Raw genomic sequence first — 17,703 nt, forward strand, 5'->3', positions numbered from 1 at the left:
GCGGAAGGGGAGGCCCGTCCCGGACGGGCCTCCCCTTCCGCGCACCCGCTACGGCACGGTGCAGGAGAAGGCGTGCAGGTACGGGTTGACCGGGTCGACCGCGTCCAGGACTAGCCCCGACTCGGCGATCAGCGCGGTCAGGCTGCCCAGGGTGTGCTTGGCGCCGCCGACGTTCAGCAGCAGCAGCAGGTCCATCGCGGTGGTGAACCGCATCGAGGGGGAGTCGTCCACCAGGTTCTCCACGATCACCACCCGGGCCCCCGGACGGGCCACCCCGCGCAGGTTGCGCAGCGTCCGGCGGGTCGAGTCGTCGTCCCACTCCAGGATGTTCTTCACCAGGTACAGGTCCGCCTGCACCGGCACGGCGGCCCGGCAGTCACCCGGCACCAGCCGGGCCCGGTCGGCCAGCGACCCGCCGGGCAGCAGCCGCCCGTCCGCGTGCTCCACCACCTTCGGCAGGTCCAGCAGGGTGCCGTGCAGGCCGGGGTGGCGCTCCATCAGCTCGGCCAGCACCTGGCCCTGGCCGCCGCCGACGTCGGCCACCGAGGCGACGCCCGACAGGTCCAGGAAGTCGGCCAGGTCCTGCGCGGACTGCCGGCTGGACTGGGTCATCGCCCGGTTGAACAGCGCCGCGGACTCCGGCGCGTCGTCGTGCAGGTACTGGAAGAACTCCTTGCCGAAGGCGTCGCCGAACACGCTGCGCCCGGTGCGCACCGCGTCGTCCAGCCGGGACCAGGACTGCCAGGTCCACGGCTCGGTGCACCACAACGCGATGTCGCGCAGGCTGCCCGGCTCATCGGCGCGCAGCAGGCGCGACAGCGGGGTGTGCCGGTAGCGGCCGTCGGCGTCCTCGGCGAACACCCCGTAGCAGGCCAGCGCGCGCAGCAGCCGCCGCAGCGGGCCGGGCTCGACGCCCAGCCGTTCGGCCAGCGCCCCGGCGTCGGCGGGCTCCTCCTGCAGGGCGTCCGGCAGCCGCAGGCTGGCGGCGGCGCGGACCGCGCCCGCGCAGGCGGCGCCGAACACCAGCTCGCGCAGCAGCATCCCGGGCGGGACAGCCGGGGCGGCCGGGTCGGCCGGCGGCGCGACGGCGGACGCGGACGCGCCGGGTGCGGTGGGTGCGGCGGTCGGGGCGGTCGGTGCGGAGGTCATGGGCACGTGCCTTTCGTCGGAAGGGTGGAACAGGGGAGGGCCCGTCAGCAGTGGCCGGCGGGTTCGGAGGCGCCGCAGGCGTTCTCGGTGAACGCGTTGCCGGTACCGCGCGGGTCCCGGTCGGCGAGGTCGGCGGGCAGGTTGTCGCGCAGCGCGTTGCCGGTGACGGAGGCCCGGGCGTTGGGCGCGCCGACCGCGCTCGGGTAGAGCACGACGCCGCCCGACATCGGGGACGTCCCGGTGTGGTCGGTGACCTGGTTGCCGGAGACCGTGACGTCCTCGGTGCCGGTCAGCAGGATCCCGGTGCCCTGGACGGAGTCGAGCCGCGGGATCGGCGGGCAGTAGCGGTTGTTCGCCCGCACCACGTTGTCCCGGACGGTCAGCGCCCCGGCCCGCGGCACCCCGTCGTCACCGACCACGAACACGCCGCCGCAGTTCCCGAACGCCAGGTTGGCCTCCACCGTCAGACCGCGGACCCGGCGCAGCTGCAGGCCGATCCGGTTGCCGGTCAGCCGGTTCTCGGACACCTCGGTGCCCAGGGTCTCCAGCGCGCCGCCCTTGCGGTCGTACCAGTTGGCGACGAAGATCCCGGCCTGGCCGTTGTCCCGGGCCTCGTTGTCGGTCAGCGCGGTGCGCGTCGACATCTCGACGCTGATGCCCTGGCGCCCGTTGTCGTGCACGGTCACCCGGCGCACCGTCAGCCGGTCGGTGACGGCCGCGCCGATGCCGTTGCGCGGGAAGCCCGCCACCGTCAGCGACTCCACCACCGCGCCGGACAGCGTCCGCACCGGCACGCCCCGCTCGTCCGCGCTGCCCGTCACGCAGACGCCGTCGCCGGCCTGCGCGCAGCTGCTCCGGTCGGCCGGGTCGGGCACCAGGACGGTGGCGGCGCCCCGGCCGCGCAGGGTCACGCCGTCGGTGGCGAGGGTCACGCTGCCCGGGTAGCGGCCCGCGGCCAGCTCCACCACGTCGCCCGGGGCGGCCGCGTCCAGCGCGGCCTGCACGGACGAGCCGGGTGCGACCCGGTACACGGTCGGACCGGTGGGTGCGGCCGCCGCCGGGGCGGCGGCCAGCGCGGCGGGCACCGAGGCGGCGCAGGACAGCAGGACGGCGGCCACCCGCACCAGCGGGCGGGTCGGAGCGAGGAGAGCAGTCATCGAAGAGGAGCCGGCTTCCGGACGTCGCGGTCACGGACGGCATGCGGCACGTCCGCCGCCTCGAAGCTATGGGCGCGCCCCCGCCCCGGCCAGCCGGGTTCGCGCGCACGGGTTGCCCGCACCCGCCGACCGGGTGGCGGCCGCCGACCGGGGCCGGCCCCACCCGTACACCCGATCGGGGGGCTCTGCGGCCGGGCACCGGGCCGCCACCGGCGGCCCGAACCACTATGGACCCATGGACACCCACACTGGACGAACCGCCGAGCGGGCCGGGTTCCGGACCGCCGACCTCCTCCCCGACGAGGCCGCCGACGCCTTCGCGGAGGCCCTCGCCGACGCCCTGGCCACCCCGTCCGGCCCCGGCCCCGACCCGGGCGCCGACGCCGACGCCGGCACCCGCACCGACGCCGGCACCCGCACCGACGCCGGCACCGGACCGGACGGGCCGGACGGCGCGGACGACCCCGGCTGGGACTACGAGGACGTCATCCTCCGGTCCGTCAACTGAACACCCGCGGCGCGGCGGAGGGCCGCGACAGCAAGGCGCCCGCGCGCTCGGTACTGGCTGAGCGTGCGGGCGCCTCGACGTGCGGGGCGGGTCAGTAGCGGTACGCCTTCACCACCACCGGGATCAGGTTCAGCTCCTTGCCCATCTTGCTGAACACCACCGGGTTGGCGGTCGCGCCCGCGGCCAACTGCTCCACACCGACCACCTGACTGTCCACGCTCTTGCCGGTGTTGTCGGTGAAGTCGACCTGGACCGCGTAGGAACGGGTCTCCTGGGTGCTGTTGGTGATCGTGACGATCGCCGCGGTCAGGTCGCCGGAGACCGAGTTCGGCACGCCGGTCAGCGTCACGTCCGCCGTCGCGTTGCCCGCGTCCGGGACGGCCGCCAGCACCTCCGCCGCCTTCGCCCGGGTCGCCTGCAACTGGGCGTTGGCCGAAGCCTCGAAGGAGGCGGCCCGCTCCGAGGCGGACGCCTCCGCCGCCGACACCGAGGCCAGCGCCGACTCGTGCGCGGACGCGAAGGCGGACGGCGGCTCCCCGAAGAAGCTCGCCGTCTCCGGCGGCCCGACCGTGAACGTCGACATCGCCGCCTGCACCGGGTCCTCGCCCGAGGTGCCGCCGCAGGCCGCGACCACCGTGATCCCGGCGACCGCCCCGGCCACCGCCAGCGACACCCGTAGGCCCCGCCGCACCGGACGCCGCGCCGGGCGCGGCGGCTCCACCGGCCCCTGCCGGACCACCCCACGGCCCGAACCGTTCCGCTCCGCGTCTCGCATCGCGATGCACCCTTTCGCTCAGAACCGCGCCGGGCCCGTGCGCGCCGCGGTCGTTCCGGCAGGCCCACGGCCCGCGTCCGGACATGCGTCCGCCCTACGCCCCCATCGTCGGAGTCCGGCGCCACCCGGGGCCAGCGGCACTGCGCCATTGGGGGGAGCCCGACGCCGCGTCAGATCGGCGGTGCGAGCGGCGAGATACGTATGCACCGGTGCGCGGCAACGGTCACGGGGACGACGACGGGGACGGCCACGGGGATGGTCATGGGAGCGGTCACGGGGAGGGGAGGGCGGTGGCGGTGCGGGAACAGCGGATCGTACGGCGGTGGCCGGGCTGGGGCGCGTCGGTCGGGGCGGTGCTGTTCTACTGCCTGTCCTTCACCCCCTCGCTGCTGCCCCGGCCCTGGTACCTGCAGGCCGCCGCCGGGGCGGTCACCGCCGCGGTCGGCTACGGCCTCGGCGCGTTCTCCGGGTTCCTCGGCGGGGTGTGCGGCCTGCTGCCCGCGCAACGGGTGCGGCGGGCCGGGTGGTGGGCGCTGGCCGCGATCGGCGGCGGGGCGGTGGTGACGACCACCGCGTGGAGCGTGCGCTGGCAGGGCGACCTGCGGCGGGCCGTCGGCATGGACCCGCGGATCTCCTGGTGGCAGTGGGCCCTGGTGCTGCCGGTCGCGCTGCTGCTCGGCGCGCTGCTGGTGCTGTGCGCCCGGGCGGTCCGGCTCGGTACCCGCTGGCTGCGCCGGATCCTCGGCCGGGCCGTCCCCCACTGGGCGGCCGCCGCCGGGGCCGCCGCGCTCGCCGTCGTGCTGGTGGTCGGCTTCGTCGAGGGCTTCCTGCTGCGCGGCCTGCTCGACCTGGCCGAGCGCGGCGCCGCCCTGGCCGACCGCTCCACCACGCCCGGCACCGTCCGGCCCACCTCGCCGACGCTCTCCGGCAGCCCCGCCTCGTACGAGAGCTGGGCCGGCCTCGGCGCGAAGGGCCGCGACTTCGTCGCCGGCGCCCCCACCGCCGCGCAGATCTCCGGCTTCACCGGCCGCCCCGCCAAGGACCCGGTGCGGGCCTACGTCGGACTGCGCTCGGTCGACGGCACCACCTTCGCCGAGGGCGCCCGCACCGACGCCGGCCTGCGCGAACGCGCCCGGCGTGCGGTCGCCGAACTCGAACGGGCCGGCGGCTTCGAACGGAAGGTCCTGGTGGTGCTCGGCACCACCGGTAGCGGCTGGGTCAACGAGAAGATCGCCACGCCGGTGGAGTACCTGTACGGCGGGGACAGCGCCGAGGTCGCCTTCCAGTACTCGTACCTGCCGAGCTGGATCTCCTTCCTCACCGAGGGCGAGGCCACGGACGCCGGCCGGGCCCTGTACGACGCGGTGCACGCGCGCTGGTCGCAGCTGCCCGCAGACTCCCGGCCCCGGCTGATGGTGGCCGGCGAGAGCCTCGGCTCGTACGCCACCGAACTGGCCTTCCCCGGCGGCGTCGAGCAGCTGACCGGACAGACCGGGGGAGCGCTGCTGGTCGGGCCCACCCCCGACAACCCGCTGCGGGAGACGATCACCGACCGGCGGCAGCCCGGCAGCCCCGTCTGGCGCCCGGTCCACCAGGACGGACGGAACGTGCGCTTCGCCCAGCGGCCCTCCGACTTCGCGGTGCCGGACGCGCCCTGGGACCAGCCCCGGGTGGTCTACCTGCAGAACGGCAGCGACCCGGTGGTGTGGTGGGAGCCCGCGCTGGTCTGGCGCCGGCCCGAGTGGCTGGAGGGGCAGCGCGCCCACGACGTCTCCCCGACCATGCGGTGGTACCCGCTGGTGACGTTCTGGCAGGTCACCTGCGACCTGGCCGCCTCCGAGGCGGTGCCCGAGGGGCACGGGCACCGCTACGGGCTGATGCCCGCCGAGGCGTGGGCGCGGATCGCCCCGCCTGAGGGGTGGACCCGGCAGGACACCGACCGGCTGGTGGCATACCTGGCGGACCGCCCCTGACCGGGCGTCAGCGGTGCGCGTGCTCCCCGGCCCGTTCCCCGCCGGGGAGCCCGGGGGGTGTCGCGGCGGGGGTCCCGGTGGGTGTCGCCGTGGGGGTTCCGGCGGTCCCCGTGGCAGGGCCGGTCGTCCGCCGGTCGCGCAGCAGGTGGTGGGCGAGGGCGGCGGCGGCCAGCAGCAGGGCCGCCGAGAGCCAGGCCGCGACCGTGACGCCGTGCACGAACGCGCTGTTCGCGCCGGCGAGCAACTGCCCGGCCGGGCCCGCCGGAAGGGCGGCCGCGGCCTCCTGGGCGCCGCCCAAGGACTGGGCCGCCTGCTCGGCCAGCGCCGGGCCGACACCCGCCGGGACGGACAGCGACCCCGCGTACAGGGCCGTCACGACCGAGCCGACCAGGGCGATGCCGAGCGCCGCGCCCAACTCGTACGCCGTCTCCGACACGGCCGAGGCGGCACCCGCCTTGGCGGCCGGCGCGGCGCCCAGCACCAGGTCGGAGGAGAGCGTGTACACCACGCCCTCGGCGGTGCCCAGCGCCAGGAAGGACGAGCCGAGCAGCAGGTAGGCGCTGTCCACCCGGACGAAGCCCAGCACGCCGATGCCCAGGCCCATCACGAACAGGCTTACCGTCAGCACCCGGCGGGCGCCCGCCCGCCGCACCAGGCGGGCCGTCAGCAGACCGCCCGCCACCGAGCCGACGAAGGCCGGCAGCTCGGCGAAGCCCGCGTGCAGCGGCGAGTAGCCGCGGACCAGCTGGAGGTACTGCGACATGAAGAAGATCACACCGGACAGGCCGATCAGGCAGATCAGCGAGGACAGCACCGCCGCCGTGAACCGCGGATCGCGGAACAGCCGGACGTCGAGCAGCGGCGTCTCCAGACGGAGCTGGCGCCGGACGAACAGCGCGAGCGCGGCCGCGCCCAGGGCGAACACCAGCGGGGCCGTCCACCGCTCCAGGCCGTGCACGGCGAACTCCTTGACGCCGTACACCGCGCCGATCACACCGGCCATCGACAGCAGCACGCTCAGCACGTCCCACCGGCCCGGGCGCGGATCGCGGGACTCCGGGAGCAGCCAGACGCCGGACACCAGCAGCAGCACCATCACCGGTAGGTTCAGCAGGAACACCGAACCCCACCAGAAGTGCTCCAGCAGCACGCCGCCCACCAGCGGGCCCAGCGCGGCACCGGCCGCGGCACCCGCGCCCCAGACGCCGATCGCGGTGGCCCGCTCCTTCGCGTCCGGGAACAGCGTGCGGATCAGCGACAGCGTGGACGGCATGATCGTCGCGCCCGCCACGCCGAGCAGCGCCCGGGCCACGATCAGCCACCCCGGGCCCGGGGCGTACGCCGCCAGCAGCGAGGCCGCGCCGAACGCGGCCGAACCCGCCAGCAGCACCCGCTTGCGCCCCAGCCGGTCGCTGAGCGCGCCCATCGACACCAGCAGGCCGGCCAGCACGAAGGAGTAGACGTCGCCGATCCACAGCAGTTGGGTGCCGGACGGGCGGAGGGTCTCGGTGATCGAGGGGATGGCGAGGGAGAGCACCGTCGCGTCGACCGCCACCAGCGTGACGGCGAGCACGAGGACGCCGAGACCGGCCCAGCGGTGGCCGGACCGGACGACGGGGGTGGAACTCATGGGGTATCAGATCTCCGTAGAGCACCGCCGAGGAACAGCTCGGCGAGCGAGAACGCGCTTTCGCGGGGGGCGAGCCGGCCTTCCTGCACGGCCCAGCCGATGCCGGCCACCAGGTCGAAGAACGCCTCGCTCAGCCAGGCGGCCGAGAGCTCGACGCGGAACACCCCCTCCTGCTGGCCGCGCAGGAACAGCGCGCGGACCCGGGCGTCCTGGAGCTCCCAGAGGTCGTTGATCTCCTCGTGGTCGTACAGCTGGTTCTCCCCGGCCAGGAAGGCGCACAGCGCGGCATCCGGCACCACCGCGTCCACCAGGCGGCGCAGCGCGGCCTCGGCGTTGCCCTCCTCGACGCGCGCGGTGTCGAGCGCGGCGGAGAAGCGGCGCAGGCCGAGGGCGCCCACCTCCAGGATCAGCGCCTCCCGGCCCGGGAAGATCCGGTGCAGCGTGGCGCGGCTGATGCCGGCGGCGCGGGCGATCTCGTCGAGATGGGCCGTCGGGCGCCGGGACAGGATGCCCACGGCTGCCTCCAGGACGGAGTCGCGGTCGGTTGCCATGAGATGAGGATAGCGCAAATGAGACATCAATGTCTCAGAATTTCTCTGGTCGTCCCAGATGCATCGTTGGTGTTTCGGGTCTTTCAGGTGTTTCGGGGAGTCGCCGGGAACGCCGAAGGACCCCGCGCGGGGCGCGGGGTCCTTCGGTAGGCGGTGTGCGGCGGGCCGTCAGCTCTGGTTGTAGAAGCCCGATTCGTCCAGCGGGCGGTCGATGACCATCACCTCGACGTCGGCCGGGGTGAGCAGGAACACCCGGCGGGCGATCCGCTCGATGCCGCCGCGGGTGCCGAAGATCAGGCCGGAGGCGAAGTCGACCATCCGCTTGGCCTCGGCGTCGTCCATCTCCGTGAGGTCCATGACCACCGGGGTGGCGGCGCGGATGTGCTCGCCGACCGTGCGGGCGGCCTCGAAGCCCGTCGGGCGGAGCGAGACGATCCGGGAGGGGGCGGCCTGGACGCTCGGCAGCGTCTCCTCGCCCTCCCAGGGTTCTTCGTACATCGCGGCCGGGTAGCTGCCGGAAGGCATCAGCCACCCGTTGTGGTGCTCGTCGCGAAGTGCTCCCATTAGCCGCGCCTCCCTGTCTCGTTCCGTACTCGTCCCCCGGGGGACGACGGGTCGTTTTGACACGTCATCCACTTGTTGGAACTGTCCGAGTATCGCACTGATCACCGCAGATGTGCCCGCTTGCACCCACCGGACGGGTTGTGGCGCGAGGGAAGATCCGTGCTTGCCCGGATATCCGCAAGGACGCCACCGACCGGTGAACGGTTGCGCGCGACGACCCTACCGGTGCCACCCGGACGCTAGTTGACTCACTGTCAACAATCATGTAACGGCTTCACCCGTGCGGTGGCGGGTCGCGAGTGAGGGGCGCGCGACCCGGGGGTGGCGCGGGGGCGTTGCGGACCGCGTGCCGGGCTGCGGGCTGCGGGGCGCTGGCTGCGGGGCGCGGGCGCTGGAGTGGCGCGGGGTGCTGGCTGCGGGGCGCGGGCGCTGGAGTGGCGCGGGGTGCGGCTGCCGCGGTCACTCGCCGGTGGAGCCGTCGATCCGCTCCCGGAGCAGGTCGGCGTGACCGTTGTGACGGGCGTACTCCTCGATCATGTGCACCAGGATCCAACGCAGCGTCACCTCGTTGCCGCGCCACCGGCCCCTGCCGACCGCGTCCAGCGGCACGCCCTCGACGGCGGACCTGGCGAACGCCACCTCCGCCTGCCAGGCGGCGGTGTCGACGACCGGGTCGGCCCCGTCCACCAGGTCGAAGTCGCCGTCCGGGAACTCCGCCGACCAGTGGCCGCCGGACGGGTCGAGGTCCTGGCCGTCCAGCACCTGGCGGAACCAGTGGCGCTCCACCTCCGTCAGGTGCCGCACCAGCCCGAGCAGGGACATCGAGGACGGCGGACAGGCGCGTTCGCGCAACTGCTCGGGCGCCAGGCCCTCGCACTTGAGGGCGAGCGTGGCGCGGTGGAAGTCCAGCCAGGCGCCGAGCATCACCGCCTCGTCGGCGGCGAAGGGCGGGCTGGTGCGGAGGGTGGCCGGGCTGCTGTCCGTCATGTGGACATGGTGGGACAGAGCGGCCCGGACGGGCGAACCGTTTTCCGCTTCGGCGAGTGGCGGGTGGCTGGGAGGTGGGGGCTGGCGGGTGGGGGCGGGGCGGGCGCAGTGGGTCGGTTTCGGCGGGCAGCGTGGTAGGAAGAACCGATCATCGGGCGGTACGGCGGGGGAACGGACGGGTGCGGACGTGCGCAAGGGGATGACGGGGGCTCAGTTGGCGCTGCGCTTCCTGCTGGAACTGGCCTCGCTGGTGGCCCTGGCGGTCGGCGGTTACGGGGCCCGGCCGGACGGCCCGGTCGTCCTCCGGGTGCTGATCGCGCTCGCGCTGCCGGTGCTCGCGGTCGTGCTCTGGGGACGCTACGCGGCGCCCCGGCGGCCGGTGCGGGGCCCGGCGGTGCTCTGGTACGGCGTGCAACTGCTGGTCTGGGGCGGTTCGGTCGCGCTGCTGGCGGTCGGCGGACACCCCTGCTGGGCGTTCGGGCTCGGCGCCGCGATGGCCGTCAACACGGTGGCGCTGCGTTCACTCGGAGAGTGGTCGCCCGAGGTGGAGCGCTAGCCGGCCGCCCCCGTCGGCCCGGAGCCGCCCGCGCGCCTGCGCCGCTCGGTCCGTGCGACCGTCCTCGACGAGGCGGGCCGCGTCCTGCTGCGCCGCCGTGCCGTTCCCGGCGAGACCCCGGGGGCCGCGCTGCGCCGGGAACTGCGCGCGGAGGCGGACCTGGCGGTCGACGCCGATCCGCCGCACGTGTGGCCCCAGGAAGCGGCCGCCCCCCGGGGCCGTGCTGCTGGGTTGCTGAGCGACTTCGGTGGCGGAGTCTCGGTGGCGGAGCGTCTCGGTGGCGGGTGGCGGGTGGCGGGTGGCGGGTGGCGGGTGGCGGGTGGCGGGTGGCGGGTGGCGCGGTGGTTGGCGTTGCGGCGGTGGGTGTCAGCCGGAGCGGCGCGGGCGGGCGCGCCACAGCGAGAGGGCGCTGAACACGCACATCGCGGCGATCACCGCGGCGGAGACCAGGAAGGCCGGCGAGGTGGGCGAACCCGCGCTCGCCCCCGCCACCACGTACGCGGCGGTGGTCGGCACCACGCCGAGGACGGTGCCCGCGAGGTACGGCCAGAACCGGACGCCCGAGAACGCGCACGCGAAGTTGCCGGCCTGGAAGGGTGCGCCCGGGAACAGCCGGACCAGCAGCACGCTGCGGAAACCCTGTTCGGACAGGCGCCGGTCGATCTCCGTCAGCACCTTCCCGCGCACCAGCGGCCGCAGCGCCTCGCGGCCCAGCCCGCGGCCGAGGGCGAACGCCACCGCCGCGCCGACCGCCGATCCCGCGACCGCCAGCGGCACGCCCCACAGCGAACCGAACAGCACTCCCATGCCCGCGTTCAGCGCCGGACGCGGCAGGAAGGCCACCGTGCCGAAGGCGTACACCGAGAGCGCGATCGGCATCCGCCACGGTCCGGCGGCGGCGGACAGGACGGCGGACGGGTCCCACAGCAGCAGCGAGGCCGCGGCCGCGGCGAGCACCGCGAGCAGCGCGCCGAGCCGCAGCAGCGCCCCGCGGTGCGGGCGGCGCGCGGAAGGGCGCGGCCGCGTTCCGGCGGTCCCGGTGGATTCGGTGCTCCCGGTGGACACGGGAGGCTTGGGTGTCGTGGGCATCGCGGGCGTCTCGGTGGTCCCGGGCGTCCCGGGGGAGACGGCTGGGGTGGGTGCGGCTATCGGCTGCGGGACGGGCACCCGGGGAGCTTAACCGGCACCGGGCGGGCGCGGGGGCGGCGGCTCAGGGTGCGGGCCGGCGCAGCCGTTTGAGCAGGTCGATGTCGGCGGTGTGGCGGGCGCCCTCCACCCTGGCCGGGTCGTGGCGGCCGTCCGGGGTCTCGATGATCAGGGGGACGCCCGCGGTGGCGGGGTGCGCGAGCAGCGCCTCGAACGCGGCCGCGCCGATGTGGCCGGCGCCGATGTTCTCGTGCCGGTCCTTGCAGGCCCCCGCGACGTCCTGCGAGTCGTTGGCGTGGATCAGCCGCAGCCGGTCCGGGCCGACCGCTCGGTGCAGGGCGTCGAAGAGCTCTTCCACCCCGTCCGGGGCGGCCAGGTCGTGTCCGGCCGCGAAGGCGTGGCAGGTGTCCAGACAGACCCCGACCAGTGGGTGGTGGTCGAGTGCCTCCAGGTAGGCGGCCAGGTCCTCCATCCGCGAACAGAGCGAACTGCCCTGGCCCGCGGTCGGCTCCAGCAGCAGCCAGGGGGCGTCGGCGCCGTAGCGGTCGAGACCGTCCAGGATCGGCAGCACCTGGGCGCGGACCTGGGCGAGCGCCTCCGCGCGGGTGCCGCAGAGCGCGGAACCGGTGTGCACGACCGTACCGAGCGCGCCGATCGCGGCCGAGCGGTGCAGCGAGTGCGTCAGCGATTCGGCGGACTTCTCCCTGGTCGCGGGCGAGTCCGAGCCGAAATTGATCAGGTAGGGCGCGTGCACGTACGCCGGGACGCCCCGTTCGGCACAGGCCGTCCGGAAGGCCAGGTCGTGCGCCGGGTTCCCGGCCGGGGTGGCCCACCCGCGCGGGTTGGCCACGAACACCTGCACCGCCTCCGCCCCCACCTTCTCGGCGTAGGCCAGCCCCGTGCCCGCCAACCCCTTCCCGGCGACGGGGACGTGGGCACCGATCGGGTTGCGCGGGGCGGAATCCATGAGCAGGAGGATCCCACGGCAGGATGGAAGCGCAGATCACCGGGGTCGGGGCCAGGGCCCGACGCACGCGGGTGCGGGTGCGGGTGCGGGTGCGGGTGCGGGTGCGGGTGTGGGCGGGCGTGCGCACCGCTGGCCCCGCGGTGCCCGGCGGAGGTGCCGGAACGGAAGCACGGGGGAACCCGTGGGACAGGCGGAGGAAGCGGAGCCGGATGAGCGAGTCACTGGCGCAGGCCCAGCGCGAGCACTGGGAGCGGACGTACCGGGCCAACCCCGGCATGTACGGCGAGCGGCCGTCGGAGTCGGCCGAACACGCGGCGGCGGTGTTCCGCCCCGGCGGCACGGTACTGGAACTCGGCGCCGGACACGGACGCGACGCACTCTTCTTCGCCCGCAGCGGTTTCACGGTTGTCGCGGCCGACTTCAGCCCCGTCGGACTGGCTCAGCTCGCCGAACGCGCCGCTGCCGAAGGGCTGGAGGTGCGCACCGTCGTCCAGGACGTCCGTCGGCCGCTCGGCCTGCCGGACGGGTCGGTCGACGCGGTGTACGCGCACATGCTGTTCTGCATGGCCCTGTCCACCGGCGAACTGGAGGCCCTGGTGGGCGAGGCGCGCAGGGTCCTGCGCCCCGGCGGCACCCTGGTGTATACCGCGCGGCACACCGGCGACGCGCACTACGGGGCCGGGACGGGGCACGGCGACGACATCTGGGAGCACGGGGGCTTCGCGGTGCACTTCTTCCCGCCCGAGCTGGTCGACCGCCTCGCGACCGGGTGGACGCCGCCGCAGGTCGAACCGTTCGAGGAGGGCGAGCTGCCGCGCCGGCTCTGGCGGGTGGCCCAGCAGCGGCCGGACTGACGGCGGCGCGGTCCACCGCCGGGTTCTGACGGCGAGCCGCTCGCTGCGACCAGGTCGCCGCTGTGGCTTGGCCGCTACGGTCCGGCTGCTGCGGCACGACGAGGGGAGCCGGGGAGGGCACTGGTGGCCGGGTCGGACGGCAGGCGGGTTGTGGGCGGGCTGTGGGCGGGAAGGGGCTCGGGGGAAATGCCGAGGGGCGCGGAGGTGGATCCCCCGCGCCCCTCGACGGACGTCCGCCCGCCCATTGTCCGGCCGTCCGTCAGTGGGTCGGCTCCAAGGAGCCGGAGGCTGCGACGGGGGAGACGGCCGACTTGCGGTGCCGCATCGCCGTCGCGAAGGGGATCAGTGCGGCCGCCAGCAGGGTGACCGCGATGAAGGAGACGGTCAGCGAACTGGCCTGCGCGATGCCGCCGACCACGGCCGGGGCGACCAGGCCCGAGGTGTAGGTGATGGTGGCGACACCGGCGATGGACTGGCTCGGGTTGCTGCCCGTCCGGCCGGCGGCGGCGAATGCGAGCGGAACCACCACGGCGATGCCGATGCCGATCAGCGCGAAGCCCGGGATAGCCACGTACGGGCTGCTCGCGAACACCACCAGCAGACCGCCGGCGGTGGCGACCGCGCCGCTCAGCCGGACGGCACGCACCGGACCGAGCCTGCGGACGACGGCGTCGCCGGCCAGGCGGGCCGCCGCCATGGTGGCCGCGAAGGCCGTGAAGCAGGCGGCGGCGATGGAGGAGGAGGCGCCGGTGATGTCCTTGAGGTAGACCCCGCTCCAGTCCATCGACGCGCCCTCGGCGAACACCGCGCAGAACCCGACCAGGCCGATGACCAGCGCTTCCTTCGGCGGCAGGGCGAAACGCGGCGGAGCCTCCTCGTCCGCGGCTGGCCGGACGTCCAGCACCCCGCGGGTGACCAGCTGGGCGAGCACCACCAGGATCGCGGCGGTCACCGCGTACTGGACGCGGGCGTCGACGTGCTGGTGGGCCGCCAGGACACCGAAGGCCGAGGCGACCAGGCCGCCGACGCTCCACATGCCGTGCAGACCGGACATGATCGACCGGCCGAGCCGCTTCTCGACCTCCACGCCCTGCGCGTTCATCGCGACGTCGGACATGCCGGCCGAGGCGCCGTAGAGGAACAGGGACAGGCAGAACACCACCAAGTGGGGGGAGAGCGCGGGCAGCGCCAAGGACAGGCACCACAGCGTCAGCAGACCCTGCAGCGCCGTCCGGGCACCCAGGCGGTGCACGATCCGACCGGCCAGCGGCATCGCCACCGACGCGCCGATCGCCGGGAACACCAGAGCCAGGCCGAGCTGACCGGGGCTCAGACCGAGGTGGTCCTTGATCCACGGGATGCGGGTGACGAAGGTGCCGGTGACGGCACCGTGAACGGCGAAGACCAGCGCCACGCTCACCCTTGCGCGCTGGACGTCCTTGAGAGTCTCGCCCATGCCGGGCTCCCCCTTGGGTCGGTCGGATGGCAATAAACTATCAGGGACCCTGCCTGATAGAAACCTCTGGAAGGATGCAGGCTCATGACGACCGCTCGCACTGCCACGCCGAGCACCGCCCGGGCCATCAACGACCGGCTTGCCCTCGACCTGCTGCTCGAACGGGGCCCGCTCACCGCATCCGACCTGCGCACACTGACCGGGCTCTCCCGGCCGACCGTCGCCGACCTGCTCGAACGACTCCAACGCAGCGGCCTGGTCGCCCACGCCGGGGAGAGTGCCGCGCTGCGCCGAGGTCCCAACGCCCGCCTGTACGGACTGGTCGCCGACCGGGCCCACCTCGCCGGGATCGACATCCGCTCCAGCGGCGTCAGCCTGGTGGTGGCCGACCTGACCGGTCGGACCCTCGGCACAGCCACCATCACCGCCTTCGATCCCGCCCCCGGCCTGGGGGACGCGAGCGGTGCGCCGACCGCGGACGGCGTGCCGGTCGTGGAGGGCACGGGAGGTGTGGACGGTGTGGACGGTGCGTGCGGCGGGCCGGAGACCGGAACGCTGGACGGCGACCTGTTGGTTGAGCGCACCGTCGAGGCGCTGCTCGCCACCGCGGCCGAAGCCGGGGCGGGGGAACTGCACACCGTGGCCGTCGGCGCTCCGGGGCTGGTCGACCCGGCGACGGGCACGCTCAACAACTCCGGCAAGCTGCCCGAGTGGCACAGCAAGCTGCTCGCCGCCCTGCGCGCCCGCCCCGGGACGGAGGTGATCCTGGAGAACGAGGTCAACCTGGCCGGGATCGCCGAGCACCGCATCGGCGCGGCCCGGGGCAGGCGGGACTTCGCACTGATCTGGCTGGGACACGGCGTCGGCGCCTCCGTGGTGCTGGACGGCCGCCTGCGTCGCGGCGCCTCCGGCGGCACCGGCGAGATCGGCTTCCTGCCCGTACCCGGGACCATCGGGCTGCCCGAATCCACGAAGTGCGACGGCGGTTTCCACTCCATGGTGTCGAGCGCCGCGATCTGCGAGCTCGCCGCCCGCCACGGGCTCACGACGGAACCCGGCGCCGACGCCGGTGCTGTGGGTGCTGCCGGTGCCGGTGCCGGTGCGGTGGGCGCGGCCGGGGTTGGGGAGCAGGAACCCGCTGCCGCGGCCGTGGTGCGGCAGGCCGTCGAGGACGGTGCCGACGGCTTCCTGGACGAACTGGCGCTGCGGATCGCGGTCGGGGCCTCCGCGATCTGCGTCGTGCTCGACCCGGGCTGCCTGGTGCTGGGTGGTGAGATCGGACAGGCCGGAGGCCCGGAACTGGCCGGCAGGGTGGAGCGCCACCTCACCCGGCTCTCGCCGCTCGCCACCGAGGTCAGGGCCGGTACCGCAGGGGGCGGTGCCGTACTGGCCGGGGCAGTGCTGACCGCCGGAGACGCGGCGCGGCGGGAGCTGTTCGGCGGAGACTGAGCCCACGGCGTGCCGCGATGTGACGCGGCGGGGTGCGGCGCGCGGCTCACGGCGCGCCGTGCCGGAGGCTTCGTGGCTGTCGTGTCGGCGGGTCGGCGGGTCGGCGGGTCGGGGATGGTGGGGCGCGCGTGGGGAGGGGTGCCGGTACGGCAGGATGGCGGGGTCCGCCAATCCTTCCTCGAATCGCCCGGGAGCCGCATCGATGGTCACGTCCGACCGGCCCGTCCACCCGTACCGCATCGGCGAGGCTGCCTCGATGCTCGGGGTGAGCGCCGACACCATGCGGCGATGGGTGGACGCGGGCCGACTGCCGGCGATGCGCGACGAACACGGCCACCGGATCATCGCGGGGGCGGAACTCGCGGCGTTCGCCCGGGAACTGGCCCGTCCGGAGAACGGTGAGGTGGAAGGGCGTTCCTCGGCCCGGAACCGCTTCCCCGGGATCGTGACCGCCGTCGTCCTGGGGGACGTCGCCGCGCAGGTGGAGATCCAGGCCGGCCCGTTCCGGGTGGTCTCCCTGATCAGCCGTGACTCCGCCGAGGAACTCGGTCTCGTCCCCGGGGCGCCCGCCACCGCGGTGATCAAATCGACCAACGTCGTGGTCGAGCGACGCTGAGGCGCGACCGGGCCGGACGGACCCCTCTGCCGTCCTGAGCGAGGCTCCGTCGCACCGCCCGGACCCGGTTCCAGATCCGGCCCCGGTCCCGGCGCCCGGCCGCACGGTGGACACCGGCAGCCGGACTCCGGGCGTGAACTGACGCCGCCTAGGATGCGGAGGTCGACGGCCGACCGGTGGCGGAGCGGCCAGTGCTGTGAGTATTCCGACCGTGCGAGAGGAAGATCCCGTTGAAGAGCCGCGTGCGTGCCGTCGCCCACCGTGGTGACCCGTACCTGCACCGCGAGAACACCCTGCCGGCGGTCAGCGCGGCGCTCGCTGCAGGAGCCGACGCCGTCGAGGTCGACGTGCAGCTCACCCGGGACGGGGTACCCGTGCTGTTGCACGACCACACCCTCGAACGGTTGTGGAACGACCGGCGCCGGATCGACCGCGTGACGCTCGCCGAGTTGGAGGAAGTGGCCGCTCCCGGACTCCGCATCCCCACCCTCGACGAGGCCCTCCGATCCATCGCCGCCGCAGGCCGTGCACGACTGATGATCGACCTCGACGAGGACGGCCCGGTCGCCGCCACCTGGCAGGCCGTCAGCGAACTCGGACTCCAGGACCGGGTCGCCTTCTGCGGACCGGTCACGGCCATGCTCGCCGTGCGCGAACTGGCACCCGGGGCGGAGATCTCCCTGACCTGGAAGCGCCTTCAGCTGCCCAAGCAGCGGCTGCTCGCGGAACTGCGCCCCAGCTTCCTCAATCCGCCCTTCGGCCTGGTCGACGAACGGCTGGTGGCCTCCGTCCACGACGCCGGAATGGGCCTGGCGACCTGGACCGTGGACCTGCGCCGCACCATGCGGCGGATGCTCGCCCTCGGAGTCGACTCGCTCACCTCCAACCGGATCGCCCTGCTGCGCCGGACGATCGACCAGTACCAGCCCTGACCCGACGCAGGAAGTGCCGTTGGCGCCGGACCGGGCGAGCGGACGGGTGGTTCCGGCAGGTCCGGCCGCCGCTCCGTCCGAAGAGGGCCGATCGGCCGGGGAGGCACGCCACGCCGTCGGTCCTTGCCCACTGACATGACCGTTATCTGTTGAAATAAGACGATCATGACGGTGTGTTGGCTGCGGAGGTGGCGGTGACGGCAGAGGGCTCCCCGAACCCGCAGGACCCCGGTGACGGCCCGGACCCGTTGGCATCCCCAACTGCCGGAGACAGTGGCGAAGACGGCGGAGGACGGCAGGGAGAGACGGGGCCGGACGCGCCGACCCGAGGCGAACGTGCGCAGACGGAGCCGCAGGCACCGGTCGTCGGCCGTCGAGCGGATGGTCCGGCGGGGCGTGGCGGTACTTCGAACGGGACGGCAGGAAGCACGAC

Annotated in this window: 17 protein-coding genes; 7 read left to right on the forward strand and 10 right to left on the reverse strand. The window is 74.5% G+C overall.

Annotation, left to right across the window (positions count from 1 at the left end; all coding sequences use genetic code 11):
* Nucleotides 1-48: 48 nt before the first annotated feature.
* Both ACWEO5_RS08480 and ACWEO5_RS08485 read right to left on the reverse strand, forming a co-directional pair.
* The gene (locus tag ACWEO5_RS08480; protein WP_452161353.1) at nucleotides 49-1,149 is read right to left on the reverse strand and encodes a methyltransferase; all 1,101 of its coding nucleotides are present in this window, start codon (nucleotides 1,147-1,149) and stop codon (nucleotides 49-51) included.
* 44 nt (nucleotides 1,150-1,193) lie between these two features.
* Nucleotides 1,194-2,306, reverse strand: a complete 1,113-nt coding sequence (locus ACWEO5_RS08485; RefSeq protein ID WP_452161355.1) for a right-handed parallel beta-helix repeat-containing protein — start codon at nucleotides 2,304-2,306, stop codon at nucleotides 1,194-1,196.
* A gap of 235 nt (nucleotides 2,307-2,541) precedes the next feature.
* Here ACWEO5_RS08485 and ACWEO5_RS08490 point away from each other — a divergent pair, with 235 nt between their 5' ends.
* On the forward strand, nucleotides 2,542-2,814 hold the full coding sequence (locus tag ACWEO5_RS08490; RefSeq protein ID WP_452161357.1) for a hypothetical protein: 273 nt from the start codon (nucleotides 2,542-2,544) through the stop codon (nucleotides 2,812-2,814).
* 91 nt (nucleotides 2,815-2,905) lie between these two features.
* Here the strand turns inward: ACWEO5_RS08490 and ACWEO5_RS08495 are convergent, their stop codons facing one another.
* A complete protein-coding gene (locus ACWEO5_RS08495; RefSeq protein ID WP_452161359.1) occupies nucleotides 2,906-3,487 on the reverse strand; it encodes a hypothetical protein in 582 nt (193 codons plus the stop codon).
* Between the two features lie 392 nt (nucleotides 3,488-3,879).
* Between ACWEO5_RS08495 and ACWEO5_RS08500 the strand changes: the two genes are divergently transcribed.
* Nucleotides 3,880-5,562, forward strand: coding sequence for an alpha/beta hydrolase (locus ACWEO5_RS08500; protein WP_452161361.1), 1,683 nt, complete (start codon nucleotides 3,880-3,882; stop codon nucleotides 5,560-5,562).
* A 7-nt stretch (nucleotides 5,563-5,569) separates the two neighbouring features.
* Here the strand turns inward: ACWEO5_RS08500 and ACWEO5_RS08505 are convergent, their stop codons facing one another.
* The 4 genes from ACWEO5_RS08505 to ACWEO5_RS08520 all read right to left on the reverse strand — a co-directional run bounded on the left by ACWEO5_RS08505 (nucleotide 5,570) and on the right by ACWEO5_RS08520 (nucleotide 9,294).
* Nucleotides 5,570-7,192: an MFS transporter gene (locus ACWEO5_RS08505; RefSeq protein ID WP_452161363.1), complete on the reverse strand. Its 1,623-nt coding sequence runs from the start codon at nucleotides 7,190-7,192 to the stop codon at nucleotides 5,570-5,572.
* Entirely contained in the window at nucleotides 7,189-7,743 is a 555-nt protein-coding gene (locus ACWEO5_RS08510) for a TetR/AcrR family transcriptional regulator (protein WP_030461201.1), read from the reverse strand. Before ACWEO5_RS08510 ends, ACWEO5_RS08505 begins: the two co-directional genes overlap by 4 nt.
* A gap of 168 nt (nucleotides 7,744-7,911) precedes the next feature.
* Nucleotides 7,912-8,307 carry a cell division protein SepF gene (locus tag ACWEO5_RS08515; protein WP_344550320.1) on the reverse strand — a complete coding sequence of 132 codons (396 nt, stop codon included), beginning with the start codon at nucleotides 8,305-8,307 and terminating at the stop codon, nucleotides 7,912-7,914.
* A gap of 459 nt (nucleotides 8,308-8,766) precedes the next feature.
* Nucleotides 8,767-9,294 carry a DinB family protein gene (locus ACWEO5_RS08520; RefSeq protein WP_452161366.1) on the reverse strand — a complete coding sequence of 176 codons (528 nt, stop codon included), beginning with the start codon at nucleotides 9,292-9,294 and terminating at the stop codon, nucleotides 8,767-8,769.
* A 199-nt stretch (nucleotides 9,295-9,493) separates the two neighbouring features.
* Here ACWEO5_RS08520 and ACWEO5_RS08525 point away from each other — a divergent pair, with 199 nt between their 5' ends.
* Nucleotides 9,494-9,850, forward strand: coding sequence for a YrdB family protein (locus tag ACWEO5_RS08525; protein WP_452161368.1), 357 nt, complete (start codon nucleotides 9,494-9,496; stop codon nucleotides 9,848-9,850).
* Between the two features lie 366 nt (nucleotides 9,851-10,216).
* On the opposite strand, the gene ACWEO5_RS08530 is transcribed toward ACWEO5_RS08525, so the two are convergent.
* Nucleotides 10,217-10,915 (reverse strand): TVP38/TMEM64 family protein, encoded by a 699-nt coding sequence (locus ACWEO5_RS08530; protein ID WP_452161370.1) that lies wholly within the window; start codon nucleotides 10,913-10,915, stop codon nucleotides 10,217-10,219.
* Between the two features lie 145 nt (nucleotides 10,916-11,060).
* Nucleotides 11,061-11,963 (reverse strand): deoxyribonuclease IV, encoded by a 903-nt coding sequence (locus ACWEO5_RS08535; protein ID WP_452161372.1) that lies wholly within the window; start codon nucleotides 11,961-11,963, stop codon nucleotides 11,061-11,063.
* Nucleotides 11,964-12,172: 209 nt separating this feature from the next.
* Here ACWEO5_RS08535 and ACWEO5_RS08540 point away from each other — a divergent pair, with 209 nt between their 5' ends.
* On the forward strand, nucleotides 12,173-12,817 hold the full coding sequence (locus ACWEO5_RS08540) for a class I SAM-dependent methyltransferase (protein WP_452161374.1): 645 nt from the start codon (nucleotides 12,173-12,175) through the stop codon (nucleotides 12,815-12,817).
* 259 nt (nucleotides 12,818-13,076) lie between these two features.
* Here ACWEO5_RS08540 and ACWEO5_RS08545 read toward each other — a convergent pair whose 3' ends face one another.
* The gene (locus tag ACWEO5_RS08545; RefSeq protein ID WP_452161376.1) at nucleotides 13,077-14,273 is read right to left on the reverse strand and encodes an MFS transporter; all 1,197 of its coding nucleotides are present in this window, start codon (nucleotides 14,271-14,273) and stop codon (nucleotides 13,077-13,079) included.
* Nucleotides 14,274-14,357: 84 nt separating this feature from the next.
* Between ACWEO5_RS08545 and ACWEO5_RS08550 the strand changes: the two genes are divergently transcribed.
* From ACWEO5_RS08550 to ACWEO5_RS08560, 3 genes are all read left to right on the forward strand, one after another.
* Nucleotides 14,358-15,722 (forward strand): ROK family transcriptional regulator, encoded by a 1,365-nt coding sequence (locus tag ACWEO5_RS08550; RefSeq protein ID WP_452161378.1) that lies wholly within the window; start codon nucleotides 14,358-14,360, stop codon nucleotides 15,720-15,722.
* A 202-nt stretch (nucleotides 15,723-15,924) separates the two neighbouring features.
* Complete coding sequence (locus ACWEO5_RS08555) at nucleotides 15,925-16,338, forward strand: TOBE domain-containing protein (protein ID WP_344550307.1); 414 nt, start codon at nucleotides 15,925-15,927, stop codon at nucleotides 16,336-16,338.
* A gap of 230 nt (nucleotides 16,339-16,568) precedes the next feature.
* Nucleotides 16,569-17,270, forward strand: coding sequence for a glycerophosphodiester phosphodiesterase (locus tag ACWEO5_RS08560; RefSeq protein WP_452161380.1), 702 nt, complete (start codon nucleotides 16,569-16,571; stop codon nucleotides 17,268-17,270).
* The last annotated feature ends 433 nt before the right edge of the window (nucleotides 17,271-17,703 follow it).

It is taken from the genome of Kitasatospora sp. NPDC004272 (assembly GCF_053603035.1).

Excerpts from the sequence above, each read along its gene's own strand:
- ACWEO5_RS08480 (WP_452161353.1), bottom strand. The coding sequence starts at position 1,149 with ATGACCTCCGCACCGACCGCCCCGACCGCCGCACCCACCGCACCCGGC.
- ACWEO5_RS08485 (WP_452161355.1), bottom strand. The coding sequence starts at position 2,306 with ATGACTGCTCTCCTCGCTCCGACCCGCCCGCTGGTGCGGGTGGCCGCC.
- ACWEO5_RS08490 (WP_452161357.1), top strand. The coding sequence starts at position 2,542 with ATGGACACCCACACTGGACGAACCGCCGAGCGGGCCGGGTTCCGGACC.
- ACWEO5_RS08505 (WP_452161363.1), bottom strand. The coding sequence starts at position 7,192 with ATGAGTTCCACCCCCGTCGTCCGGTCCGGCCACCGCTGGGCCGGTCTC.
- ACWEO5_RS08510 (WP_030461201.1), bottom strand. The coding sequence starts at position 7,743 with ATGGCAACCGACCGCGACTCCGTCCTGGAGGCAGCCGTGGGCATCCTG.
- ACWEO5_RS08515 (WP_344550320.1), bottom strand. The coding sequence starts at position 8,307 with ATGGGAGCACTTCGCGACGAGCACCACAACGGGTGGCTGATGCCTTCC.
- ACWEO5_RS08520 (WP_452161366.1), bottom strand. The coding sequence starts at position 9,294 with ATGACGGACAGCAGCCCGGCCACCCTCCGCACCAGCCCGCCCTTCGCC.
- ACWEO5_RS08525 (WP_452161368.1), top strand. The coding sequence starts at position 9,494 with ATGACGGGGGCTCAGTTGGCGCTGCGCTTCCTGCTGGAACTGGCCTCG.
- ACWEO5_RS08535 (WP_452161372.1), bottom strand. The coding sequence starts at position 11,963 with ATGGATTCCGCCCCGCGCAACCCGATCGGTGCCCACGTCCCCGTCGCC.
- ACWEO5_RS08540 (WP_452161374.1), top strand. The coding sequence starts at position 12,173 with ATGAGCGAGTCACTGGCGCAGGCCCAGCGCGAGCACTGGGAGCGGACG.
- ACWEO5_RS08545 (WP_452161376.1), bottom strand. The coding sequence starts at position 14,273 with ATGGGCGAGACTCTCAAGGACGTCCAGCGCGCAAGGGTGAGCGTGGCG.
- ACWEO5_RS08550 (WP_452161378.1), top strand. The coding sequence starts at position 14,358 with ATGACGACCGCTCGCACTGCCACGCCGAGCACCGCCCGGGCCATCAAC.
- ACWEO5_RS08555 (WP_344550307.1), top strand. The coding sequence starts at position 15,925 with ATGGTCACGTCCGACCGGCCCGTCCACCCGTACCGCATCGGCGAGGCT.